This window comes from Pedobacter punctiformis, assembly GCF_027213715.1.
GTDB lineage: Bacteria > Bacteroidota > Bacteroidia > Sphingobacteriales > Sphingobacteriaceae > Pedobacter > Pedobacter punctiformis.
This window is the reverse complement of record NZ_JAPWGM010000004.1, coordinates 340,982-364,467: the sequence shown is the minus strand read 5'-3', so window position 1 is coordinate 364,467 and position 23,486 is coordinate 340,982. Positions and strand designations below refer to the sequence as shown.

Annotated in this window: 23 protein-coding genes and 1 other RNA gene; 13 read left to right on the top strand and 11 right to left on the bottom strand. The window is 36.0% G+C overall.

All coding sequences use genetic code 11. The features are described 5' to 3' along the window. Nucleotides 1-26 precede the first annotated feature (26 nt). The 8 genes from O0955_RS13830 (at nt 27) to O0955_RS13795 (ending at nt 8,301) form a co-directional block, all read left to right on the top strand. Entirely contained in the window at nt 27-233 is a 207-nt protein-coding gene (locus O0955_RS13830; protein ID WP_269428141.1) for an RNA-binding S4 domain-containing protein, read from the top strand. Then, nucleotides 233-1,291, top strand: a complete 1,059-nt coding sequence (gene aroB, locus O0955_RS13825; RefSeq protein WP_269428140.1) for a 3-dehydroquinate synthase — start codon at nt 233-235, stop codon at nt 1,289-1,291. The genes O0955_RS13830 and aroB overlap by 1 nt, the downstream gene beginning before the upstream one ends. 1 nt (nt 1,292) lies before the next feature. After that, the gene (locus O0955_RS13820) at nt 1,293-2,243 is read left to right on the top strand and encodes a sterol desaturase family protein (protein ID WP_269428139.1); all 951 of its coding nucleotides are present in this window, start codon (nt 1,293-1,295) and stop codon (nt 2,241-2,243) included. 339 nt (nt 2,244-2,582) lie between these two features. After that, complete coding sequence (locus O0955_RS13815; protein WP_269428138.1) at nt 2,583-3,416, top strand: prephenate dehydratase; 834 nt, start codon at nt 2,583-2,585, stop codon at nt 3,414-3,416. A 119-nt stretch (nt 3,417-3,535) separates the two neighbouring features. Beyond that, a complete protein-coding gene (locus O0955_RS13810; protein ID WP_269428137.1) occupies nt 3,536-4,675 on the top strand; it encodes a chorismate mutase in 1,140 nt (379 codons plus the stop codon). 239 nt (nt 4,676-4,914) lie between these two features. Further along, the gene (gene aroA, locus O0955_RS13805; protein ID WP_269428136.1) at nt 4,915-6,183 is read left to right on the top strand and encodes a 3-phosphoshikimate 1-carboxyvinyltransferase; all 1,269 of its coding nucleotides are present in this window, start codon (nt 4,915-4,917) and stop codon (nt 6,181-6,183) included. A gap of 77 nt (nt 6,184-6,260) precedes the next feature. Further along, complete coding sequence (aroC, locus tag O0955_RS13800; protein ID WP_269428135.1) at nt 6,261-7,358, top strand: chorismate synthase; 1,098 nt, start codon at nt 6,261-6,263, stop codon at nt 7,356-7,358. A 334-nt stretch (nt 7,359-7,692) separates the two neighbouring features. Next, on the top strand, nt 7,693-8,301 hold the full coding sequence (locus tag O0955_RS13795) for a DUF1684 domain-containing protein (protein WP_269428134.1): 609 nt from the start codon (nt 7,693-7,695) through the stop codon (nt 8,299-8,301). 64 nt (nt 8,302-8,365) lie between these two features. On the opposite strand, the gene O0955_RS13790 is transcribed toward O0955_RS13795, so the two are convergent. Beyond that, nucleotides 8,366-10,792 (bottom strand): alpha-ketoacid dehydrogenase subunit alpha/beta, encoded by a 2,427-nt coding sequence (locus O0955_RS13790; protein ID WP_269428133.1) that lies wholly within the window; start codon nt 10,790-10,792, stop codon nt 8,366-8,368. 170 nt (nt 10,793-10,962) lie between these two features. On the opposite strand from O0955_RS13790, the gene O0955_RS13785 reads away from it, so the two are divergent. The 3 genes from O0955_RS13785 (at nt 10,963) to ssrA (ending at nt 13,153) form a co-directional block, all read left to right on the top strand. After that, nucleotides 10,963-11,355 carry a DUF1573 domain-containing protein gene (locus tag O0955_RS13785; RefSeq protein ID WP_269428132.1) on the top strand — a complete coding sequence of 131 codons (393 nt, stop codon included), beginning with the start codon at nt 10,963-10,965 and terminating at the stop codon, nt 11,353-11,355. 61 nt (nt 11,356-11,416) lie between these two features. Further along, nucleotides 11,417-12,616 carry a pyridoxal phosphate-dependent aminotransferase gene (locus O0955_RS13780; RefSeq protein WP_269428131.1) on the top strand — a complete coding sequence of 400 codons (1,200 nt, stop codon included), beginning with the start codon at nt 11,417-11,419 and terminating at the stop codon, nt 12,614-12,616. A gap of 170 nt (nt 12,617-12,786) precedes the next feature. Next, nucleotides 12,787-13,153: a transfer-messenger RNA gene (gene ssrA, locus O0955_RS13775) on the top strand. Nucleotides 13,154-13,253: 100 nt separating this feature from the next. Here the strand turns inward: ssrA and O0955_RS13770 are convergent. The 5 genes from O0955_RS13770 to hxlB form a co-directional block, all read right to left on the bottom strand. Further along, nucleotides 13,254-13,811, bottom strand: coding sequence for a hypothetical protein (locus O0955_RS13770; protein ID WP_269428130.1), 558 nt, complete (start codon nt 13,809-13,811; stop codon nt 13,254-13,256). 540 nt (nt 13,812-14,351) lie between these two features. Then, nucleotides 14,352-14,804, bottom strand: coding sequence for a hypothetical protein (locus O0955_RS13765; protein WP_269428129.1), 453 nt, complete (start codon nt 14,802-14,804; stop codon nt 14,352-14,354). Further along, entirely contained in the window at nt 14,794-16,293 is a 1,500-nt protein-coding gene (locus O0955_RS13760) for a hypothetical protein (protein ID WP_269428128.1), read from the bottom strand. The genes O0955_RS13765 and O0955_RS13760 overlap by 11 nt, the downstream gene beginning before the upstream one ends. Before the next feature lie 433 nt (nt 16,294-16,726). Continuing rightward, a complete protein-coding gene (hxlA, locus tag O0955_RS13755) occupies nt 16,727-17,359 on the bottom strand; it encodes a 3-hexulose-6-phosphate synthase (RefSeq protein WP_269428127.1) in 633 nt (210 codons plus the stop codon). A gap of 27 nt (nt 17,360-17,386) precedes the next feature. Continuing rightward, on the bottom strand, nt 17,387-17,977 hold the full coding sequence (gene hxlB / locus O0955_RS13750; protein ID WP_269428126.1) for a 6-phospho-3-hexuloisomerase: 591 nt from the start codon (nt 17,975-17,977) through the stop codon (nt 17,387-17,389). A gap of 197 nt (nt 17,978-18,174) precedes the next feature. Here hxlB and O0955_RS13745 point away from each other — a divergent pair, with 197 nt between their 5' ends. After that, on the top strand, nt 18,175-19,032 hold the full coding sequence (locus O0955_RS13745; protein ID WP_269428125.1) for a helix-turn-helix domain-containing protein: 858 nt from the start codon (nt 18,175-18,177) through the stop codon (nt 19,030-19,032). A 114-nt stretch (nt 19,033-19,146) separates the two neighbouring features. Here the strand turns inward: O0955_RS13745 and O0955_RS13740 are convergent, their stop codons facing one another. Further along, nucleotides 19,147-19,338, bottom strand: coding sequence for a cold-shock protein (locus O0955_RS13740; protein ID WP_269428124.1), 192 nt, complete (start codon nt 19,336-19,338; stop codon nt 19,147-19,149). 175 nt (nt 19,339-19,513) lie between these two features. Continuing rightward, nucleotides 19,514-20,302, bottom strand: a complete 789-nt coding sequence (locus O0955_RS13735) for a type 1 glutamine amidotransferase domain-containing protein (RefSeq protein WP_269428123.1) — start codon at nt 20,300-20,302, stop codon at nt 19,514-19,516. 113 nt (nt 20,303-20,415) lie between these two features. Between O0955_RS13735 and O0955_RS13730 the strand changes: the two genes are divergently transcribed. Next, the gene (locus O0955_RS13730) at nt 20,416-20,979 is read left to right on the top strand and encodes a Crp/Fnr family transcriptional regulator (RefSeq protein WP_269428122.1); all 564 of its coding nucleotides are present in this window, start codon (nt 20,416-20,418) and stop codon (nt 20,977-20,979) included. A 186-nt stretch (nt 20,980-21,165) separates the two neighbouring features. On the opposite strand, the gene O0955_RS13725 is transcribed toward O0955_RS13730, so the two are convergent. The 3 genes from O0955_RS13725 to O0955_RS13715 form a co-directional block, all read right to left on the bottom strand. Then, entirely contained in the window at nt 21,166-21,564 is a 399-nt protein-coding gene (locus O0955_RS13725) for a luciferase domain-containing protein (protein WP_269428121.1), read from the bottom strand. Nucleotides 21,565-21,587: 23 nt separating this feature from the next. Further along, on the bottom strand, nt 21,588-22,493 hold the full coding sequence (locus O0955_RS13720) for an SRPBCC family protein (RefSeq protein WP_269428120.1): 906 nt from the start codon (nt 22,491-22,493) through the stop codon (nt 21,588-21,590). 82 nt (nt 22,494-22,575) lie between these two features. Continuing rightward, on the bottom strand, nt 22,576-23,475 hold the full coding sequence (locus tag O0955_RS13715) for an SMP-30/gluconolactonase/LRE family protein (RefSeq protein ID WP_269428119.1): 900 nt from the start codon (nt 23,473-23,475) through the stop codon (nt 22,576-22,578). Between the last annotated feature and the right edge of the window lie 11 nt (nt 23,476-23,486).

Genomic DNA, 23,486 nt, shown 5'->3' with positions numbered 1-23,486 from the left:
TGTAAATAATTGTATTTTTGCACAAAATGATACAATTTAAATTAGAAGGCGAATTTATTCCCTTAATTCAGCTCTTAAAAGCTACCGGTTTGGTAAGCAGTGGTGGCGATGCGCAAATGGTTGTGATAGACGGCCTGGTTAAATACAATGGTGTTGTAGATTATCGCAAGCGTTTAAAAGTAAAAAAAGGAGATATAGTTGAATTTGCCGAACATAAAATTGAAATAATTTAATGGAACCACTAACCAGCGCAGGACATAGTCTATATTTTGAAAGTGGTTTAGCTACTTTAAAAACTTTACTGGACGAAAATAAGTACAGCAAAGTTTTTGTACTTGCCGATGAACATACCAGTGAACAGTGTTTACCTGTTTTTCAGGCTTTACTGGATGATTACAACAGTTTTGATCTGATTGAAACTTCCGCCGGGGAAGAAAATAAAAATATCGATTTTTGCATCGGGATCTGGAAAACCTTACTGGATTTTGAGGCAGACCGTAAAAGTTTAATGATTAACCTTGGTGGTGGCGTGATAACGGATATGGGTGGCTTTATCGCTTCAACTTATAAACGGGGCATCGATTTTATTAATGTTCCTACTACCCTGCTTTCGCAAGTTGATGCTTCTGTTGGTGGTAAAACCGGAATTGATATAGACAGCGTAAAAAACATGGTGGGTACTTTTACCCTGCCTCAATCTGTTTACATTGAAACTGCATTTTTAAAAACATTATCAGACAGGCAGCTGCTTTCGGGTTTTGCTGAAATGATTAAACATGGCTTGATTGCTGACAAAGCTTATTACGAAAAATTACAAAAAAGCAATCATTTAACGCCTTCAGCAGAAGATATTTACCGTTCTGTAGAAATTAAAAACGAAGTGGTTACCATTGATCCACATGAAAAAAACCTGCGTAAAATTTTAAACTATGGCCATACCATTGGTCATGCTGTAGAAAGTTATTCGCTGGCAAATGATGAAAGTCCATTAACCCATGGCGAAGCAATTGCCATTGGTTTTGTAACTGAAGCTTATTTATCTGTTAAAAACAGCAACCTTAGCGATGCTGAACTGGCAGACATTAGTCAATATATAATTTCATTATACCCTAAATACAATATCAAAGAAGAAAGTTTTGATGCTTTACTGGAGTTAATGCAAAGCGATAAGAAAAATGAGGATGGCAATATTTTGTTCTCCTTATTAGAAAACATTGGTAAATGCACTTTCAACTGCCGTGTAAGTACCGCCGATATTTTAGGCAGTTTAGATTACTACAACAGCTTATAAAATGACTGCGAGTTTTTCAAGTGGAGATATTTCTGTTGGTGCACTATTCGGTTTCGTAATTGTACTTACCATCGTGGAAATGTATTTTAGTTATCAACACGATAAAAAATTATACACTAAAAGAGATACCTGGACTAATATTTACTTAATGACCGCTGCTGTGGTGATTAATTTAGGCATGAAAACGGCGACTTTCTTTTTGCTTGATTATTGCTATCAGTTCAGGTTATTTCAAATTTCGAATGTTTGGGCCTACTGGATTGTTTTAATTCTTGCCCAGGATTTTTTATACTGGTTTTTGCACACGGTTGGCCACTACGTACGCTTTTTTTGGGCCATGCACGTTACGCACCATTCATCAGAACATTTTAACCTGACAACAGGTTTCCGTTCTACTGTTTTTGAACCGTTATACCGCGTATTCTTTTACCTGCCTTTAGCTTTTATGGGTTTTAGTGCAATGGATATTCTTTTTGCTTATCTGGTTACTCAAATTTATGGCAACCTGGTACATACGCAAACGGTTGGCAAATTACATCCATGGTTTGAGTATATTTTTGTAACGCCATCACACCATCGGGTACACCACGCCAGCAATGTTCGTTATCTGGATAAAAACATGGGTATGGTTTTAATTTTATGGGACAGGTGGTTTGGTACTTTTCAGGAGGAGTTACCGGAAGATGCCATTAAATACGGATTAACTACTCAGCCTAAAGATACAGGACCTGTAAATATTATTTTCCATGAGTTTATTGCCTTAAAAGATGATGTTAAAAAAGCACCGACTTTTATCGATAAAATAAAATACGTTATTAACCCCCCGGGCTGGAGTCATGATGGCAGCACCAAAATTGCTAAAATTATGCAACAGGAACTGAGGGAAGCTGAAGCAAAAGAAAAGGTTAAGGACATGAACGAACATCAACGGGAACTAAGCTCTGCAGGTTAATTAACATCAGCGAAGTCTTATTCATTAAGCACAAAACCAATTAAAATTTTGTTTTGCATTAAAAATAGCCTCACCTTAACTTCATTTTAGAAACAGGCTATCCAAAAGAAAATTAAATTTTGTTTAAAAAAATTTCACTTTGCTATTGACAAATTAAATTTTGTTTGTACATTTGGCTCAACAAGAAAAAAATGCAAAATAAAAACACATATTATAGCTTTGGTTACTTTTACTATTTTAGTGAGAGCCGGGGCTAATATGCAAAAAGATATATAACAAATATTAAATTGTATAAGAAAGTCCCGGCAAACAGCCGGGACTTTTTTGTTTTAAGCAAAAATGGAAACGACAAAACGAATAGCGATTCAAGGCATTAAAGCATCTTTTCATGAAGAAGCCGCTTACAAGTTCTTTGGTAAGGATATTGAAACCATAGAATGTAATTCTTTTAAAGAAACCTGTGATAAGCTTGAAAAAAACGATGCAGACTTTGTGGTAATGGCCATTGAAAATTCAATTGCAGGCAGTTTACTACCAAATTACACCTTGATTCGCGATTATGGTTTTTCGGTTGTTGGCGAAGTTTACCTTCCAATTCAATTGCACCTGATGGCTTTACCAGGTGTAAAATTTGAAGACATTAAGGTGGTTACCTCTCACCCTATCGCCATTCGCCAGTGTATTGATTTCTTTTATGATTACCCAAACATTAAAATTGTAGAAAGTAATGATACTGCGGCTTGTGCAAAACGCATTCAGGAAGAGCAGTTGACAGATACAATGGCCATTGCAAATAGCCTTGCGGCAGAGCTATATGGTTTAAACATTTTAGAACGTCGAGTAGAATCAAACAAGAAAAACTATACTCGTTTTCTGATTCTTAAAAAAGATAAAACAGATGAAGGCAAGAAAATTAATAAAGCTTCAATCTGTTTCCAGGTAGGACATAAAGCGGGTTCGTTGGCAACAGTGTTAAACATCTTCGCAGAACAAGAGGTAAGCTTAACCAAAATACAATCTATGCCGGTACTTGGAAAAAGAAACGAATATTATTTTTATGTTGATTTGGAATGGCCTAGCACAGAAAAATATGATAAAGCAGTTAGAAAGGCTTTAAAATATACGTCGAACTTCAATATCCTCGGAGAGTATCAAAAAAACGATAAAGTATAAAATAGATTAAACATTGAAATTGTACAAATTGGTTAACTGTACAAGCATCAATAAACCACATAAAACAGTTAACCGATTAAACAATAAACAGAATTATAAAATATTACAATCCATAAAACATGAAACTTAATTTAAACATTCAGCCACTAAACACTTGGTTAAACACCAACAACGAACCATTATTGATCTCAGGGCCATGCAGCGCAGAAACTGAAGAGCAATTATTAACGACAGCTCATTTATTAGCTGCAACCGGAAAAGTATCTGTACTAAGAGCAGGTATCTGGAAACCGCGTACCCGTCCGGGAGAATTTGAAGGTATCGGAAGCATTGGTTTAGAGTGGTTAAAACGTGCAAAAGCAGAAACTGGTTTACCAACTGCAGTTGAAGTTGCAAATGCAAAACACGTTGAAGAGGCTTTAGCAGCCGGAGTAGATATTTTATGGATTGGAGCACGTTCTACAGTAAATCCATTCACGGTTCAGGAAATTGCCGATGCTTTAAAAGGTCATGATATACCTGTGTTAATTAAAAACCCGGTTAACCCTGATTTGCAATTGTGGATAGGTGCAATTGAGCGTATTAATGGTGCAGGTATTACTAAAATTGGCGCCATTCACCGCGGTTTCTCTTCTTTCGAGAAAAGTTCTTTCCGTAATGAGCCAATGTGGGAACTTGCCATTCAGTTAAAAACACTTTGCCCTGATTTGCCAATCATTAACGATCCAAGTCACATTTGTGGTAACCGCGAGTTAATTCCTTACATTTCTCAAAAAGCTTTGGATTTAGATATGCAAGGTTTAATGATCGAATCGCATGTTGATCCTTCAGTGGCATGGACCGATGCTAAACAGCAGGTAACACCAGCGGCTTTGGCAGAATTGGTTGATCGTTTAACGGTACGTGAACCTGAAGCACCAAATGAGGCTTTTGCAGATAAGTTAGCTGATTTACGTAAAGGGATTGATAAAATTGACGATATTTTATTGCAAAAATTAGGTGAACGTATGGCTATCGTTGAAAAAATTGGTGAGTTTAAACGTGATAATCAGGTAACTATTTTACAGGTTAACCGTTGGGATGCCATTATTAAAAAAGGACACGCTTTTGCTAAAGCCTTAAAACTGGATTTAAACTTTACAGAGAAATTTCTGGAGCTGGTACACGGAGAATCTATTCGTAAGCAAACAGAAATTATGAATGCCGGCAAAGCTGAAAAAGGAATTGCTGCTGAACAACATGCTGAAGTTAAAGCGTAAAAAGGTAAAGGGTTTAAAGGTTAAAGGTGGAGGGTAAAACCAAAACGTTTAATCATTCATATATCGCTTTGCATAACGTCATTGCAAGGTACGAAGCAATCTTACAACAATAGTTGTTTATACAACTCGTATCATGCAATGACGATTTATTAAATTAAAGTGGCGTTGTGATTATTCAACATGACAAACCCAATAAAAAATAGAAATCACCACCCATTTAAGAAAAAAACAGAATAAAAATGTCTAAAAATGCCTTAGTTTCTTTTAAAGGAAATAAGAATATTGATACGGAAATCCTTTTAACAGGCTCAAAAAGTGAATGTAACCGGGCGCTGATTATTAGCGCACTAAGCAAAGGACTGGTTAAAGTAGAAAATCTATCGAATGCAGCCGATACCGTTACACTTGATGGTATTTTAACTTCTTTGAAAGAAGAGTCCGAACTCAAATCTCAAGACTCAAGACTAATAGATGTTGGCCCTGCGGGTACGGCTATGCGTTTTTTATCTGCTTATCTTTCTGCAAAGAACGGAAATTTCCTTTTAACCGGAACTGAGCGTATGAAACAACGCCCGATTGGTATTTTGACCGAAGCCTTAAAAAAAATCGGAGCCGATATTTCCTACGCAGAAAATGAAGGTTTTCCGCCTTTAAATATTAGCGGTCCGTTACAACAAACGGCTTCAAAAGTTAAAATAAAAGGCGATGTAAGCAGCCAATATATTTCTGCTTTATTAATGATTGCCCCTATCCTTTCTCAGGGTTTAACTTTAGAAATTGAGGGTGAGTTAACGTCTAAACCATATGTAGATATGACTTTAGATATGCTTAAATCTGTTGGAATTGAACATTCCTGGACCGGAAACTCCATTACAATTGAGCCACAGGCTTTTAAAGCCGGAACTTTAATTGTAGAACCCGACTGGAGTGCAGCCTCTTATTGGTACAGCATTGCGGCTTTAGCTGAAGAAGCTGAAATAAGTTTACCTGCTTTGAAAGAAAAAAGTTTGCAGGGAGATAGTCAGATTCAAAAGATTATGAAGATTTTTGGCATTGCAACGAGTAAAAGCCAAACTGGAATTTCCATTAGTAATTTAGGGATTTCATTGGATACTGTTGAGATATTAGATTTAAAAACCTGTCCTGATTTAGCTCAAACCATTGTTGTTATTGCAGCGGCTTTAGGTAAAAACATGGCTTTTACAGGTTTAGAAACTTTAAAAATCAAAGAAACAGATCGTATTGCTGCTTTACAAAACGAATTGGCTAAAATTGGGGTTACTTTAAATGAGGATAACCTGGTTTATACCTTAAATTGCGATAATCTTCATTTCCCGGATAAAATTAGCATTGCAACCTACGAGGACCACCGCATGGCAATGGCTTTTGCACCTTTGGCTTTATTAATTAATGAGGTAGAAATTGAAGAAATGCAGGTTGTTGAAAAATCTTATCCTTATTTTTGGGAAGATTTGAAAAAGGCAGGATTTGATATAAATATCAGGTAGCTAAAATCAAGTATCAGGAACTAAAAGTTAAAACAATACGAAAATCGTAACTCTAAAATCATCAATCTAAAATAAATATGGCAGGAAACTCATTCGGACAACTATTTCGCATTACCACTTTTGGCGAATCTCATGGCGTTGCCATCGGGGTAATTATTGACGGCTGTCCGGCACAATTAGATATTGATTTAGAATTCATACAGTCTGAACTGGATAAACGTCGTCCAGGGCAATCTAAAATTACCACACAAAGAAAAGAAAGTGATACGGTTCAAATTTTATCCGGTGTTTTTGAAGGAAAAAGTACGGGTACACCTATTGCTTTATTAATTCCTAACGAAGATCAACGGTCTAAAGATTACGGACATAATGTTGATGTTTACCGGCCAAGTCATGCAGATTATGTTTACGATGCAAAATATGGCATCAGAGACCATCGTGGAGGTGGTCGTTCATCAGCACGCGAAACCGCAGCACGTGTAGCAGCGGGAGCTGTTGCCAAATTGTTTTTAAAACAACAGGGCATTGAAATTTTTGCGCATGTAACCGCTGTTGGAACTATTGAAGCACCAAATTTGGAAAGTAATGATTTAAAAGCATTACTAACCATCAGGGAAGAAAATATTGTGCGCTGTGCCGATCCGGCTACGGCTCATGAAATGATTGATTTTATAGATTCTGTTAGAAAAGATGGCGATACGGTTGGCGGCAAAATTAGTTGTATAGTTAAAGGCTGCCCTGCTGGTTTAGGCGAACCTGTTTTTGATAAACTCCATGCTGATTTAGGTAAAGCGATGTTGAGCATTAATGCGGTACATGGCTTTGAATACGGATCGGGCTTTGCGGGAAGTGAGTTAAGAGGATCGGAACATAACGATATTCCTCAGCCCAAAGCTGCTGATGCTAAGGTATTTAAAACCATTACAAACCATGCGGGTGGCATTTTAGGTGGCATTTCAAACGGAATGGACATTACTTTTAAAGTTGCTTTTAAACCTGTAGCAACGATTATGCACAATCAGCAAACTATAAATGCGGCTGGCGAAGCTGCAGAAATTAAAGGTAAAGGCCGCCACGACCCATGTGTAGTACCCAGAGCTGTGGTTATTGTAGAGGCCATGGCTGCATTGGTACTGGCTGATCAATTTTTAAGAAATAAAGCAAGTATTGTTTAATACACCTGGAGCATATTGCACAATTGCTCTAAAATCTTTGTGAACTTTTATCGCTTTATGCTTAAAGATTGACAAAGATAATTAATAGTAAAAGAACAGAATTCTACCCACAGTAACAGGAATACTAAAAAGGGAGATTGCTTCGTACCTCGCAATGACGGAAGTAGGATGACCGAAATGGGGCGTCTTTGCGAGGCACGAAACAATCTCAATACTGGTTTACCATTAGAATTAAGTTTTTCTTTCCTGAAATGAGGTTATACAAAATTGAAAAGATCATTTTTGGGTGACACTGGTGTTTATAATTTATACATATTTGGTGTAATTTTGAATTATGAAATATCTGATTCCTTTTCTTCTGATCATCAGTACTACTGCTTTTGGGCAATCGCATAACGATCAAATTGCCTTGCACCGTGAAAATTACAAGCAGGATTTTGTTAAAGAAAGTCATTCTCCTTTAAAAGAAGCAGATTTAAAAGACCTGCATTTTTATGATGCTGACAGCAGTTACAGGGTTACAGCAGCGGTAGAGGTACTGGAAAATGAAAAAGTTTTTAAAATGCCTACTTATGATGGAACGAGTAAAGAATTTTACCGTTATGCGCACATTAACCTGATTATCAACGGCAATCCTGTTAAAATGACTTTGTATAAAAGCATTGCACTGGCTGCAAATCCTGCATATAAAAACTTACTTTTTTTGCCTTTTACGGATGAAACCAATCATAAAGAAACCTATGGTGGTGGCCGATACATCGATTTAAGTTCGACTGATATAAAGGATGGAAAAATTGAAATCGATTTTAATAAGGCTTATAATCCTTACTGTGCTTATAGTGATGGTTATCGTTGTCCGGTGCCACCTGAAGAAAACGATCTTTCTTTAGCAATAAAGGCTGGGGAAAAGCTTTATTCGGGTGAAAAAAAGCATAAAAAATAAATTTCAAGCTCATAAAAGAGCCCTGATTGTGAACAATCAGGGCTCTTTTACATTATAAATTATTTTACTTAAAAATAGCCGGGTATTTATCGGGTCTGCTTTCATGCATCATTTGATAAATGGTTTCCACTACATCGTCCACGGATGGTTTGCTAAAATAATCTCCATCTGAACCAAATGGTGGACGGTGGGCTTTAGCTGTTAGTGTTTTAGGTTGTGCATCCAGGTAAAAATACCCTTTTTGTTCCTCTAATATTTTCTGTAAAATATAAGCTGACCCTCCTCCTGGCACATCTTCATCAACCACTAAAAGTTTATTTGTTTTTTGTAAAGATGTAGCACACACATGTGTGGTATCAAATGGCAATAAGGTTTGTGGATCGACAATTTCTACTGAAATGCCCATTAAAGCCAATTCTTCTGCGGCTTCCTGTACAATTCTTAAGGTAGAGCCATAAGATACAACGGTAATGTCAGTTCCTTCTTCTAAAACTTCGGCTAAACCAAATGGTACAGTAAATTCACCAACGTTATTGGGTAATTTTTCTTTTAAACGGTAACCATTTAAACATTCTATTACTACAGCGGGTTCATCTGCCCTGAATAAAGTATTGTACATCCCTGCAGCCTGAGTCATATTGCGGGGCACACATAAATGCAAACCTCTTAATGAGCCCAGTAACATCGAAATGGGCGAACCTGAATGCCAGATGCCTTCTAAACGGTGTCCTCTGGTCCGTACAATCATTGGTGCTTTCTGAATGCCTTTTGTACGATAGGATAACGAAGCCAGATCATCACTTAGCACATTGAGTGCAAAAATCAGGTAATCCAGGTATTGAATTTCGGCGATGGGTTTTAGTCCACGCATGGCCAAACCTATGCCCTGCCCCATAATGGTCATTTCGCGAATCCCGGTATCGGTGACTCTTAATTCGCCATATTTAGCCTGTAAACCGGCAAAACCCTGATTTACATCACCAATATTTCCTAAATCTTCCCCAAAGGCAACTAATCTTTGATCACGGGCAAAGTTTTCGTTAAAACAAGCGTTTAACACTTCCCTGCCATCCACCATTTTAGATAAGTCATCGTATTGAGGAGCTACAACGGGAATATTATCCGGGCAGTCTTTTCCGTTTGTATGTAATTTTGAATTATATCTATCATAGTTTAAAACATCCTGACTTTCGTACCATGCTAAAAATGCCCGACGTTCGGGGGTATCAAACTGGGCGGATAAACGAATGGCTTTGCGGGCAGCAGTAAACACTTCTCTGCGTTGGGCATCAGCTGTTGAAGCCAGTTGAGCTACAATTCTGGCCAGTTCAGGTTGATGCTTAGCCAATCCGCCAATAAAATCTACAACTTGTTTTTGTTCAGGTTTAATGCTTTCCAGAAACTCATTCCAGGCCTCTTTTTGTGCATTGCGAACCAATATTTTTGCATTTTTCTCAATTTCAGCAATTTCCTCTTCGGTAACAATTGCCGATTCGAGCATCCATTCTCTCATTTTCAAAATACAATCGTGCTCGGTTTCCCAGCCTAACCTGTCTTTTGATTTATAGCGCTCATGCGAGCCTGAAGTAGAGTGGCCCTGTGGTTGGGTAAGCTCGGTAACATGTATCAAAACCGGGACATGTTCTTCCCTGCATACATTTATGGCTTTTTCATAAACTTCGCATAAAGCGGGATAATCCCAGCCTTTAACTTTGTAAATTTCATAGCCGGGGTTATTGGCATCACGCTGAAAACCTTTTAAAACCTCTGAAATATCTTCTTTTGTGGTTTGATATTTAGCCGGAACAGAAATACCATAGGCATCATCCCAAATAGAAATGGCCATAGGAACCTGTAAAACGCCTGCAGCATTAATGGCCTCGAAAAATACACCTTCTGAGGTCGATGCATTGCCGATGGTACCAAAGGCAACTTCGTTACCGCCAACAGAAAAATGTTTCAGGTAATCGAGTTCTTTATTATTTCTGAAGAGTTTAGAAGCATACGCAAGCCCCACTAAACGAGCCATTTGCCCACCTGTAGGTGAGATATCGGAAGAACTGTTTTTAATTTGAGTTAAATCATTCCAGCTTCCATCTTCATTAATAGATTTGGTTGCAAAATGGCAGTTCATCTGTCTTCCGCCAGAAAACGGATCGGCATCAGTGGCTGGATTTGCATATAACTGGGCAAAGAATTCTTTTAGGGTTGATATGCCTGCTGCGAATGCAAAGGTTTGATCGCGGTAATAGCCAGAACGCCAGTCGCCTTTTTTAAATGCCTTAGCCATAGCAATTTGAGGCACTTCTTTACCGTCACCAAAAATCCCAAACTTAGCCTTACCTGTTAATACTTCTCTGCGCCCTAAAACACTGGCTTGTCTACTCTCAAAAGCAATTTTATAATCGTTTGTAACGATAGATTTAAAATCGTTAAAACTTAATTCAGAAGCATCAATAGAATTGGTAATAAGTTTTTCATTCTGCATCATGATCTAATATTGGTTGCGGGCAAATATAAACAAAATTAAAAGTTTGCCTTTACACTAAACAGTAAAATTATATATTGGTTATTAAAATATTATTGGAATAGTTTTTGTTTTATATTGAAAACAATTAAATTTGTTTTAACAAAAAGTTAAAAAACATTCAAAAACATAACATGAAAAAGATCTTAGTATTATTCGCTTTTGTAATGGGTTTCGGTTTAGCTTCTCAAGCTCAAACTAAACCTGCTGAATTTAAATTTGAATCAGAAACACACGATTTTGGTAAAGTAGTTTTAAACAAACCGGTTTCTTTTGATTTTAAATACACCAACACTGGCGAAGAGCCTTTAATTATTACTAAAGCTGAAGGCAGCTGTGGTTGTACAGTACCTAAATATACTACTACGCCTTTGAAAAAAGGTGAAAGTGGAACCATTTCAGTTACTTTTAATCCTGCAGGTAGCCCAATGCCATTTACAAAAACTGTTACCATTACTTCTAATGCAAAAACACCTGTTAAAGTGCTTTACATCAAAGGAGAAACTGTTGCAGCTGCTTCAAAATAATTTTTAACCAATTATATTTAAAAAGTCCCGATTTTCATCGGGACTTTTTTATTTTTGTGCCATGCCAAAGATTTCACAAAAAGGCTTGCAGATGCCTGCATCGCCCATCAGAAAGTTAACACCATTTGCCGATAAAGCTAAACAAAATGGTAAAAAGGTTTTCCACTTAAATATTGGTCAGCCGGATATTGAAACCCCAGAAGGAATGTTGAACGCCATTAAAAACATTGATTTTAATGTTTGGGCTTATACACCATCTGAAGGAACATTAAGCTATCGCATCAAGTTAACCGAATATTACAATAAATTAGGCTATAACATTAAGCCTGAAAATATACTGGTAACGGTTGGTGGCTCTGAAGCCATTACCATTGCCATGCAAACCTGCGTAAATGAGGGTGATGAAATTATTATCCCTGAGCCTTTTTATGCAAACTATAATGGTTTTGCCTGCATGAGTAATGTAGTGGTTAAACCAATTTTATCCTATATCGAAAATGGTTTTGCCCTGCCTCCTATTGCGGAGTTTGAAAAGCTAATAACCGATAAAACCAAAGCGATTATTATTTGCAACCCAAATAATCCTACAGGCTATTTATATTCGAGGGAAGAATTGGAGGCTTTAAAATCGCTTTGCTTAAAATACGATTTGTTCTTATTCTCTGATGAGGCTTACCGGGAGTTTTGCTATGATGGCCGTGAATTTATTTCGCCAATGCATTTGGATGGATTAGATGAAAACGTAGTGATTATGGATACGGTATCTAAACGTTACAGTGCCTGTGGTGCCCGTTTGGGTTGCATGATTACTAAAAACAGGGAGGTAATTGCTTCGGGCTTAAAATTTGCACAAGCAAGGTTAAGTCCGGGTATGGTAGAGCAAATTGCAGGTAGTGCCGCTGTTGATACTCCTGACAGCTATTTTGAAAAAGTAAATACAGAATATACTTTACGCAGAGATACTTTGGTTGGAAGATTAAACAAGATTGATGGCGTTTTTTGTCCTAACCCGGGTGGTGCTTTTTATGTGGTTGCTAAATTTCCAATTGATGATGCGGATAAGTTTTGTCAGTGGATTTTAGAAGAATTTAACCACAACAATCAAACGGTTATGATGGCACCTGCAACAGGTTTCTATTCTACACCGGGTTCTGGTAAAAATGAGGTTAGAATGGCTTACGTTTTAAATACAGATGATTTAAATACGGCCATGGATTGTTTAGAGATTGCTTTACAGCAATATCCAGGCAGGACAAACTAACTGGCATTTAAATGTTTGGCGTTTGGAAGTCTATTTAAATCCAGACGCTAAACTTCATTTTGAGCAGAATATCGATACTTTTTGATTATTGACCGGTCAAACTGGCTTAATAATTGTATATTTGTAAACGAGTTTGCAAATTGATTATTTATGAATTGCAGACCGAAACCGGGGCCGTTCTTGGATTTGACAGGGTGGCGAAGGTTATGTTAGCATGCAGTGCGTTGTACGGAGAGCACTTAAAGTGAACGTTCACATTTTAGTTGGCGAAAATACTTACGCCTTAGCTGCTTAGTTTAGAACTAAATAGCTTTTGTCCCTCTAACTGCTGCATTGTTAGGTTAGAATCTGGGGCATCGAAATAACAAAGCTGGCCTTAACGGAGGTACGACGTGAGGTGAGATAAAGTATCTAAGGATTTAAACAAGGTCGGTTTTCAGCCGGTTTACTTCCCGACAATTAATTGAAAAATAAGCATGTAGAAGGTATAATTTATCTCACAACTGGACAAGGGTTCGACTCCCTTCGGCTCCACAAAGCGGTATAATGTAAAGATTATACCGCTTTTTATTTGATTGTCGCTGATTTACAATAAGTTTGAATCCGACAAAAGAGAAGTTTCCTTATTGTGGGTTTATCAATATAAAGTTAATGGTTCTGAATATATTAATTTCCATTCGTTGTCTAAATATTGATAAAAGTAAATGGTTAGGCCGGTTCGCTCGCTTGTAAACTTACCCGTTTTAAAATAGCCATCACTCATATAGGATGCTTTTAACCCATCTTTAGAATAAACAAAAGGTGTAAAAATTGATTGTAGCGTCATTCCTTTCTTAAGGTGAATTTTGTTTAATGCCAGTTCTGTCTTTATACATTGAAAATTAAATGGTTTCTGTCTAGAAAGGCCTAAGGAATCTATATTATTTATAAATTCCCATTCATTTTCTTTATCAAAACTTTTTAATCCATTTTCATTAAAAAAAACCTTGTAGTAATTTAGCTTATCTGTAGAGATCTGCGGCATAGACAAAATTGCCAACTTGTTATCTATTTTTTCAAGTGGAAACTTAGCCATTTCCTTAAAAATTTCGATGTACAACAATCGTTCTTTTTCCTTTCTGGTGCTATCTGTTTGAGCACGTCCCTTTAACTGAGTACCTACTAGAAGTATTACAACAAAAGCAATTTTTTTCATTTTAACATCCCTTTTTGTTTGTTGAATTTGAGGTATTGTTATATCCCCTATTGCCATTGGCTTCTGTTCCTTTATATTTAGGCTGGCTTTAAATCCTGCGATTGTTAATGTTTAATCTGTAAAGACTTTTTGTTATAAAACCATATAGCTGTTAGAATAAGTGAAAGCAATAAGCAAAACATCAAATTAATTAAAATAGAATCAATTATAAACTGATAGCTCTCTGCGACTCCTGTTGGCACCTTTGTTATTACTCGGGTAAAAAATGGTTTTGGAAAACCGAATGCATTAGAAATAAGAAACAGTCCAATAAAAAGGATGAGAAATATTTTCATAAATTCCGATTTGTTTTTAATTAATAAGAGCTATCGGTGGTTTGAATATATCCTTTTAAAAGGGCACCAGATAAAACGATTACACTTAATGCAATTTTTCATACTGGCATCCCTTTTGAATTTTAGATGTTGTTTAGCATTTTAATATCTTCCGTTTTAATGAACTGCAAATATTCACTATGGGCCGCCAAGGATATCAATATAATTAATCGTCTGAGCCGATATATGTTTTAACCTCAACCAGCTTATATTTATTTGATGAAATATATTCTACTACAAACACTTTTCTAAAAGGGAATCTCTTTGAATCTGTCGAATCAAAGTAAATACTCTTATTAGATTTTATTTGTGCAAATGTCATAGCTTTGTTTTTGACAAAGGTGCTATCCTTAAAACTGAATTCAGGTTTGTTGATTGTCATTAATCTATACCGATGTCTAATGTTTCCTTCAGTGAAATATTGCCAGGTATATATGTCATAATCATACTTAGCCGAAAAGACTTTTCCTTTACGGACAATATCCGTATTTTCTTTTTGAGTTGTCTTATAAGTCAAAGAATCAGGCTTAAAATATAAATATAAATCAGACTTTTGTTTTTGTTGAGCAATGCAGCTTGATACAACAAAAATTAATAATATATTCAGTTTATTGATCATTACAGTTAGTTTTACTTCTATTTGATAATAGTGTTGCTTTTTTGGTTTCAATTTCACTTTTTTGTATATCGGTCAAGGCCTGATATGCGTCTGTACCTTTAAGTCCATGCCAGGCAAGTGCCTGATAGTAATCAATGCCAAATTTGTTATTATCGTACTCTTTTAAAGCACTTGCGATTGTTTCTACATAAAATCTAGCAATATATTCATGGTCATAAGCCGCATTTGCCCTGTATTGTGTATATAAGTTAAATAAAGTGGGGAAATTAGCATTGTTTAATTGGCTTGGACCATGTATGGTAATTAATTTTCTGAATACCTCTGCATGAACCCCTTCATGCAATAATGTTAGGGCTACTTCTATACTCGACAAATTGTCAATCAAATTTTCTGCCAGAGTTAAATCAATATTGTTGGCATTCCAGGTAACAGGGTTTGGTATAGTAGTACCTAATGTTTGAAAACCGGGCTGCTGTTCTATATTTTCTAGCTTGAACGTCAGGTCAATTGGCTTATTTTCTCCTATGAATTTGTTTAAAGCTGCCCTGTAATAGTTGTTTTGCATTAATTTATTTAATGCACACATTGCTTTTGGATTTTTATAAAATTTAGATTGCATTATCGTGTCTACCGACACTGGGGGTATGGTCGGTTGAGCACCGCCGCCACCAATGTTTGGATAACCCCCATCTGGGGAAGTACCACCTCCGCCTCCACTGCCTGGAATACAGTTAATTATGGTTGTGGAACCGACATATACCCAGGAACATACATTACCAAGTTCCGGCATTCCCTGTATACTGGTACAACTTTCGTAGTAAAGATCATAAACCTCAACGGAACAATTATCATTTACATTATACAGTGATAATTTATCTCCTGGTTTAGCACCAATGGTTTTTTGCTTCTCTCTTAATTCCAGTATCTGAATAGGTGAGAGGACTGATTTTTCAAGGCTCCTGGTAATTTTACCGGAATTTAAGAGATAACCATTTTCAAATTTACCCGTGATATTATAATAAGAAAGCGTTCCGGTAAAGGAACCGAAGTCCTTATAATGTACTTCTTTACCATCCTGAGGTAAACTACCCTGAAGCATCATATACGCAGCGGTTATATTACTGCTTCCCGCTTGGTTAAAGAGCAAAAGTTTAATCGTGGTATTATTTTGCGCTTTTTCGCGTTCCGTATCGGATGTTTGTCCCTGAAGCATGACAACCTTATTGGGGTTTGTGAAATTAACCTCTGTTACCCGGTAGCCATCTACTAAAGTGGTATGAATATTTTCCCAGTTAGGCGTGTAGCCGGTAAAAACATTTTTTGATACAGAATTTAGAGCGGATTGTTTGTCGAACCAACTTTTTAATTGTTCCGTGGTCAGATCAGGTATGCCAATTTTCTCGTTTTTTTTACAAGATTGAACACCCAGGAAGACACTGAACAATAGGATAATCCAGCGTAGTTTTAAAAGAGCATTAAGTTTTTTCATCAATTGTAAATTTTAGTTTATTAAAAAAAATTTAGGGGTGATGAGCTGCTAATATACGGAATGTAAAATATAATATATATTAATGTATGATATTATCACAATAAGTGAAGTTGTACTTTATCAGCCTTCATTGAAAATTGGTTTTGTCCTATTTTTCAGAACAATCTGTGTTTTCTTTAGAAATAATCAAAAATATTCTTCAACACCCTGAACCAATAGCTTTTGTGCTATGAATTCTTGCTAGTCATTTTATGGATAGAAATAATTTTGTCAAGAATTGACTGAATTTTCTCTTTGTCATTCGATTCCCACGTCCAGTAAAAAGGCTTTGCGCTCATTTAAAAACATCCTAATACAAAAAGGGGCCATAATCGGCCCCTTCTTTCCCTAATAATAAACGATTCAAGATTATCCCCGTTTAAAACTCTTCCTATTAAGTTGCATCAATTGCTTCACGAAGTGCTTTTGCTGCTTTTGCAGGGTCTTCTGCCCCATAAATTGCTGCACCTGCAACCGCCACCTTCGCTCCTGCTCTAATTACACTGGTTACATTATCCAAATTAACACCGCCTGCAACAGATACCGGAACACCTGCTCTTGCGGCTTCATCAATCAATACCTGGATAGAATAACCTGCAGTCCATTGCTCATCTAAACCTGCATGAAGTTCAACAAACTCCACACCTAAGCCGATTACTTCCTGAGCACGTTTTACACGATCAGGATATCCAATGGTATCCACCACTACTCCTTTTCCATGTGCTTTTGCCGCTTTAACAGCACCAATAATTGTTGCATTACCTGCTGCCCCCAAAACTGTTACTAAATCTGCACCTGCTTTAAAAGCGATATCAGCTTCTAATTCTCCTGCATCAGCTGTTTTTAAATCTGCAAAGATTAATTTATCAGGATGCGCCTGTTTCATTGCCGTAATTACTGTCGATCCCATATTTTTAATTAAGGGCGTGCCCAGCTCAATAATGTCTACATAAGGTGCTACTTTTGCTGCTAAAGCCAAAGCCTCTTCTGTTGTTAATAAATCTATTGCTACTTGTAATTTTGCCATGATATTTATTTGTTAATAATTTATATTTTATTCCAGGTTTGCATGTCTTCTCCATAATTCTTCTGCCGCTTGTCCGGAGGATTTCCAAAGCCCTTGAAAAACTGCATCAAAAATTAATAAGAGAAATTGTTCAAATAAGCTTCCTGCATATTGAGCGGAACGGCTGCTTTCAAAATCTTGTTTCTCTGCTGCCGGCAATACGACCAAATGAGTAGAAAATCTGGTCAATGGTGATTCTGTTTGTGTAGAAATTGCAATTACTGTTGCACCTACTGAGGCAGATTTCTCTGCCGCTTTAACAATTGATCCTGTTGTGCCTGAGCCGGAAGCTGCAATTAATAAATCGCCTTTCCGAATGGCTGGAGTAGTGGTTTCGCCTACAAAATACACCTTTAAGCCCAGGTGCATAAAGCGCATGGCCGCAGCACGCATGGCAAATCCTGATCTGCCTGCAGCACAGAAAAAAATGTGGTTTGCTTTTATAACTTCCTTAACCAGGGTATCCAGCTGTTCAAAGTCAATTTGTTTAATTAACCAATTATGCTCTTTTAAAATCAATTCCAGATTGGATTGAATCTCCCTGTTAGATGTTGCTGAATAATTATTTACGACTTGCATGTATAATTTTTTATTGCAATCAAATGTAACTTGTACCAGTGACCAGAAGGTTATACGATTGGCGCATAATATGGGATAATCTGGAAATTTTGTTCTTGAAAAGTCATAAAACAATACTCAAAAAGCCTGATTTCCGAATAGTCCACCATAATTTCCAGATTATCCACAACATCTGTTTTAGAGTTTTTATCTTTACAATGATGAATATAAATGCACTTCCTCAGCTTGAAAAATCTTTAATTTACATCCGTAATCTGGGCGATTGTCCACCTAGTTATCTTAATGATCCAAACCGCAAAGATTTTTTTGAAATTGTATGGCTAAAAAACGAAAATCCATTACATGGACTAAAAGACAGCCGGGAGGAAGTAAAAGGAGACTGGATTTATTTAATTCCGCCTTACCGGGTACATCAACTAAATAAAGCAGGTAAAAATGGAGAGTTAATTTCTTTCAAACGGGCTATCCTTGAGGAGGAGGATAAAGAATTTCTACTCGATTTATTTAAAATTTTTAATGTTCAGGGCGAGTTTTCCTGTTTAAGATTAAGTCAGCCAGAATCTGAAGAACTTCTTGGTGTTTATACTTTACTTGTGCAGGAGTACAGCAAAGACAATAGTATATTGGTTAAAGCTTTATTAAAGGTATTTTTACTAAAGCTGATCCAGGTAAAGGAACATCAGTTTACGAGTCAGGATCTTCATCAAAAAAGGGTTTACGAATTTCTGATGCTTTTAGAGAGTCATTATTTAGCAGATCGCAATACAGATTTTTATGCGGGTAAACTTGGAATTAGTTCTAAACGCTTAAACCAGATTTTGAAAGAGAAGCTTGATAAAACCGGCACTCAACTCATTCACGACCGCTTGATTTTGGAAGCAAAACGTAAAATTATACATAGTGAATTTACAATTAAGGAGATTGCCTATGATCTGGGTTTTTCAGATCGCCCTTATTTTAGCCGGTTCTTTAAAAAACAAACAGGGGAAACGCCCGAAGAATTCCAAAAAAATGCCAAAAAACATATAGAAACAAAGAATAATACACTTGTATAAATTAAATCTTCTAATTCTTTAAAGGTATTATGGTGAAATAACAGGGCAAAAAAAATGCAGATAATTTATATTATCTGCATTTTTCGGTTGGTTGATTGGGATGATTTAATAAAATTATGCAAGTTTTACGTTAACTGCGTTTATACCTTTTTTACCGTCTTGAGTATCAAAAGTCACTTTATCTCCTTCTTTAATTCCGTCTTTTAAACCTGACACGTGAACGAAAATTTGCTCGCTAGTGCTGTCATCAATAATAAATCCAAAGCCTTTTGTTTCATTAAAAAATTTTACTGTACCTGTTTTCATTTTATTCTTTTTTTTGATTTTATAGTTTAAATATAAATCTTTATTCTTTAAACTTACTATAATGCAGTTTTTTTTAGGTTAAAAAAACATTAGCGTGTATTTGTTTATAAAATATATATCGGTTTCAGTATCAGCCAAACACCTTCCTGCTGCTGATTAATTTAGTTTTTTATGGTTAATTAAAACCTAAAGCTTCCAGAATTTTTTTTCCAACAAGTTCTGCTGAAGCAGGATTTTGTCCGGTAATTAAATTACCATCAGCAATTGCAAAAGGCTTCCAATCTTCTGTGCGAACATAATCCGCTCCTTTCTCTTTAAGCATATCTTCTAAAGAGTAAGGCGTTTCCGCGGTCGATTTTCCTGCAACTTCTTCAGTGTTTGTAAAAGCTGATATTTTCTTTCCTTTTACCAGTGGTTCGCCATTAGGTGCTTTAACATTTTGTAAAGCTGCGGGTGCGTGACAAACTAAAGCTACGGGTTTGCCTTTGGCATAAAAGGTTTCAATAATATTGATTGATAGTTTATTCTCAGGCAAATCCCACATAGGCCCATGGCCACCGGGATAGTATACGGCATCATAATCGTTGATATTAAGATCTGCAAGTTTAAGTGTATGATTTAACCTGTTAATTGCTTCTTTATCAGCAGTAAACTTTTGTACATCAGCAGTAGAAAAATCCGGTAATAAACTTTTAGGATCAATGGGTGCCTTTCCTCCTTTTGGTGTTGCAAGGGTAATTTCTAGGCCATGATTAAGCATTAAGTAGTATGGAGCAGCAAATTCCTCAATCCAAACACCTGTTTTGTGTCCTGTTGCCTTAACCTCATCAACCGAAGTAAGCACAAATAAAATTCTTTTAGTTTTCATTTCTTTCTGGTTATTATTTAAACTTTTTTGTCCATAGCTGTAAAGTGCCATAGCGCTAAAAAGCAGGGTGAATAATAAATTAAATTTGTTTTTCATTCTTTGTAATTTTTATTCAAAGATGCTTGTAAATTAGCATCTGATTCAAGGATGTACATCACCATTTAATGGTGATGCAGATCACAGTGAATGTTTTTAAAACAAATTTTAAGATGGTTACAGCCTTCAGGCAACATATAGAACAAATTATTTCCTTTTCAGATGCTGAATTTGATTTTGTATTCAGTCACTTTCAACAAAAGAAATATAAAAAACATCAGTTTCTGACTCAGGAAGGTGATTATGTTAACCAGGAATATTTTGTGCTTGACGGCTTATTAAAAGCTTATGTAAACCGGGATGGAAAGCTCCATATTATACAATTTGCAATGGAAAACTGGTGGATTTCAGACTATCAGGCGCTCCTTTATCAAACCAGGGCAAGCTATGATATTGATTGTATTGAAGATACAACTGTATTGATTCTGACTGCTGAAAATAAAGCCAAACTTTGTGCAGCTTCTCATAAAATGGAGCATTTCTTCAGGCAAAAAGCAGTTTCGGGTTATGTGGCCATGCAAAAACGTGTATTATCCTTTATGAGTAATGATGCTCAATCCAGGTATCAGCAATTATTTGATCTCTATCCTTCTCTTTTCCAAAGGATTCCTAAATCCATGATTGCGGCGTATTTAGGCGTTTCGAGAGAAACACTCAGCAGGCTTAAACTTTTATAAGATTGCTATAAAGAAAAAATCCGGTTAAAATAAAAAGCCCTTCAATCCTGACAGGGCTTTTTAGTTGTCTATCCCTATATAAATAGGAAAGTAAATTTAATTATTGCCTTACACATTTTCAGGCTTTGAATAAACTGAACAAATAAAATTAAAAGTACTTATTCATTCCTAATGGCTATAAAAGCATTAAGCATTGTTTTTCAAATTTAAATATGCCTCCTTCAACAGGTAATTTGCATAAGTTATATCATCTTTACTTTGTAAATAAAAACTTATCCATCCTGATTTTTTAAAAACATGATGGTCCTTAACTTTTCCTTCATTAAGTAAGCGTTTCTTTACCTCTTTATTAAACAGGATATCCAGAATTCCGTTGCTATGAATGTGCCCTATTTCCTTTTCACCAAAATTAAACTGGGTACCTCCAAATTTATGAAGCTGAATATTTACATGTTCCCAGGTTAAAACTTCTTCTTCAATTTCATCAATCCAATCTAATCTTTCCGATTTAGTTAATAATGTCCATATTTTAATTCCACTATCAAAAGCCAGAGCAGCTAATGGTATCGATTTTAAAAAACTCAACCGTTTTACTACAAAGGCAAACATTATTTCTCGCTCAAGACTTTAATATGGTCCATTACCCTTAAATGAACATTTCTGGTAATACTTTCTGCCCACAAATCATAATACCAAACCGGAAAAACGTGTAACTTATACCAACTGTTTCCAATCAGCGTAGTGGTACCGTTTCCATTATCTTTTAAAAGGAACTGACCTCTGGTAATGTCGATGTGTCCCATAATTTCAGGATCCAATGGCTGATTTACAATATCAAAAGTCAGGTTCTTATTAATATCGAAGGCTACAATTTTTTCATCAAATATATAACCGTTACTGAAAATACATTTGCGCCCTGCCCCATTCTTGTAAGCGGTAACAGTAGTTTGCATAGGAGATGGCATTCCAATTTTGAACAGCCAATAGTTATCTGGTTGCTTTATTTTTTCAAAGGCAACTACATTTTTCCAGATTTCCTCAGGCGTGGCATTAATTGTAATTTTATCCGACACCATGTTATCATAATGATGTTCTGACACAGAATCTGCTACGAAGACAATAAATAACAAGGAAAGTACGCTAACATTTAAAGTTTGATTCTTCTTTCTAAACATCATCTTACCAATAAAAGCTCCGGTAACAATGAATGCGAATATCAGGGGCGATACAATAATTAAACATAATACACCTTCTCCCAAAAAAATATAGCTAAGAAATAATGCTATACCTCCATTAACAATAGAATACCCAACGAGTGCACTACTCTTTAAATTGAGTTTTCTCCAGAACCAAATACTGATTATCCCCATAAACAATGGAATAATAACAAATTCGGAAAAAATCAGACTCCCTTCTGATTGTACATCTAAATATTTATTTAGCCAGATTATAAAAATTGCAACAACATTCGGTACGATGAAACCTAACGCTTTTGGATTAATCATTTTTTTCATGAGCTTATCGTTAATTTATTATCTACAATCAAACATAAGCTATATTACTGAACTTTCAAAAATTATTGAAAATAAAATTACCCTATTCAATGCCTTTAACTCCGTACATGGGCAAAACATATACAGATGTTGAGGCTGTAATAAATAAAAAATTGCGGTTCTTACCTCCAAAACAGATATTACCAGTCCAGTTATCGGGAATATTTACATGTGCAATTTTCTCTCCATTTGGTTTATAAACATTTACGCCTTTGCCGGTTACATAAATATTTCCCTGGTTATCGAGTGTCATGCCATCTGATCCCTGATTTAAAATCAGCTGCTGATCGCTTAATGAAGCGTCTGCATTTATTTTATACCTATATGTTTTACCTGCTTTTGCATCTGCTACATATAAAAATTTGCCGTCAGGCGTACCAACAATACCATTTGGTTTTAGTACATCATCGGCAACAATTATGGCTGTTTTTTTCCCTTTTGGTAAATAATAAACCTTCTCCCCTGTTAATTCTGGTGATTTACGCTTCCAATAATCGCGTTGATAATAAGGATCGGTAAAATAAATGCCGCCTTTGGCATCCAGCCAGATGTCATTGGGTCCGTTTATTTTTTTCCCTTCGTAATCACTGAATAAAACCTTTATCTGTTTATTTTTATTAACAGACCATATTTCATTATTTTCATCAGCGCAAACAATGAGATTGCCCTTTTTATCAAAATAGGTTCCATTTGCTCTTCCGGTTTTATCCATATACAGACTTAATTTCCCTTTGATATCATATTTCCAGATTTTATCATTGGGCTGATCTGTAAAGAAAACATTGCCTTTCCGATCAACTGAAGCACCTTCGGTAAATTTAAATTGGGACGAAATCAATTTTAAACTATCCTGAATAAATAATGGATTTTGGTTGCTTTGAGCAAAAACGACAGAAAAAGTTGATGTAAAAAATAAAACCAACAGGCTAAAACGAATCTTCATAAACTAAAATT

Coding starts and splice junctions, on each gene's coding strand:
- O0955_RS13830 (WP_269428141.1), top strand. CDS start 27: ATGATACAATTTAAATTAGAAGGCGAATTTATTCCCTTAATTCAGCTC.
- aroB (WP_269428140.1), top strand. CDS start 233: ATGGAACCACTAACCAGCGCAGGACATAGTCTATATTTTGAAAGTGGT.
- O0955_RS13820 (WP_269428139.1), top strand. CDS start 1,293: ATGACTGCGAGTTTTTCAAGTGGAGATATTTCTGTTGGTGCACTATTC.
- O0955_RS13815 (WP_269428138.1), top strand. CDS start 2,583: ATGGAAACGACAAAACGAATAGCGATTCAAGGCATTAAAGCATCTTTT.
- O0955_RS13810 (WP_269428137.1), top strand. CDS start 3,536: ATGAAACTTAATTTAAACATTCAGCCACTAAACACTTGGTTAAACACC.
- aroA (WP_269428136.1), top strand. CDS start 4,915: ATGTCTAAAAATGCCTTAGTTTCTTTTAAAGGAAATAAGAATATTGAT.
- aroC (WP_269428135.1), top strand. CDS start 6,261: ATGGCAGGAAACTCATTCGGACAACTATTTCGCATTACCACTTTTGGC.
- O0955_RS13795 (WP_269428134.1), top strand. CDS start 7,693: ATGAAATATCTGATTCCTTTTCTTCTGATCATCAGTACTACTGCTTTT.
- O0955_RS13790 (WP_269428133.1), bottom strand. CDS start 10,792: ATGATGCAGAATGAAAAACTTATTACCAATTCTATTGATGCTTCTGAA.
- O0955_RS13785 (WP_269428132.1), top strand. CDS start 10,963: ATGAAAAAGATCTTAGTATTATTCGCTTTTGTAATGGGTTTCGGTTTA.
- O0955_RS13780 (WP_269428131.1), top strand. CDS start 11,417: ATGCCAAAGATTTCACAAAAAGGCTTGCAGATGCCTGCATCGCCCATC.
- O0955_RS13770 (WP_269428130.1), bottom strand. CDS start 13,811: ATGAAAAAAATTGCTTTTGTTGTAATACTTCTAGTAGGTACTCAGTTA.
- O0955_RS13765 (WP_269428129.1), bottom strand. CDS start 14,804: ATGATCAATAAACTGAATATATTATTAATTTTTGTTGTATCAAGCTGC.
- O0955_RS13760 (WP_269428128.1), bottom strand. CDS start 16,293: ATGAAAAAACTTAATGCTCTTTTAAAACTACGCTGGATTATCCTATTG.
- hxlA (WP_269428127.1), bottom strand. CDS start 17,359: ATGGCAAAATTACAAGTAGCAATAGATTTATTAACAACAGAAGAGGCT.
- hxlB (WP_269428126.1), bottom strand. CDS start 17,977: ATGCAAGTCGTAAATAATTATTCAGCAACATCTAACAGGGAGATTCAA.
- O0955_RS13745 (WP_269428125.1), top strand. CDS start 18,175: ATGATGAATATAAATGCACTTCCTCAGCTTGAAAAATCTTTAATTTAC.
- O0955_RS13740 (WP_269428124.1), bottom strand. CDS start 19,338: ATGAAAACAGGTACAGTAAAATTTTTTAATGAAACAAAAGGCTTTGGA.
- O0955_RS13735 (WP_269428123.1), bottom strand. CDS start 20,302: ATGAAAAACAAATTTAATTTATTATTCACCCTGCTTTTTAGCGCTATG.
- O0955_RS13730 (WP_269428122.1), top strand. CDS start 20,416: ATGGTTACAGCCTTCAGGCAACATATAGAACAAATTATTTCCTTTTCA.
- O0955_RS13720 (WP_269428120.1), bottom strand. CDS start 22,493: ATGAAAAAAATGATTAATCCAAAAGCGTTAGGTTTCATCGTACCGAAT.
- O0955_RS13715 (WP_269428119.1), bottom strand. CDS start 23,475: ATGAAGATTCGTTTTAGCCTGTTGGTTTTATTTTTTACATCAACTTTT.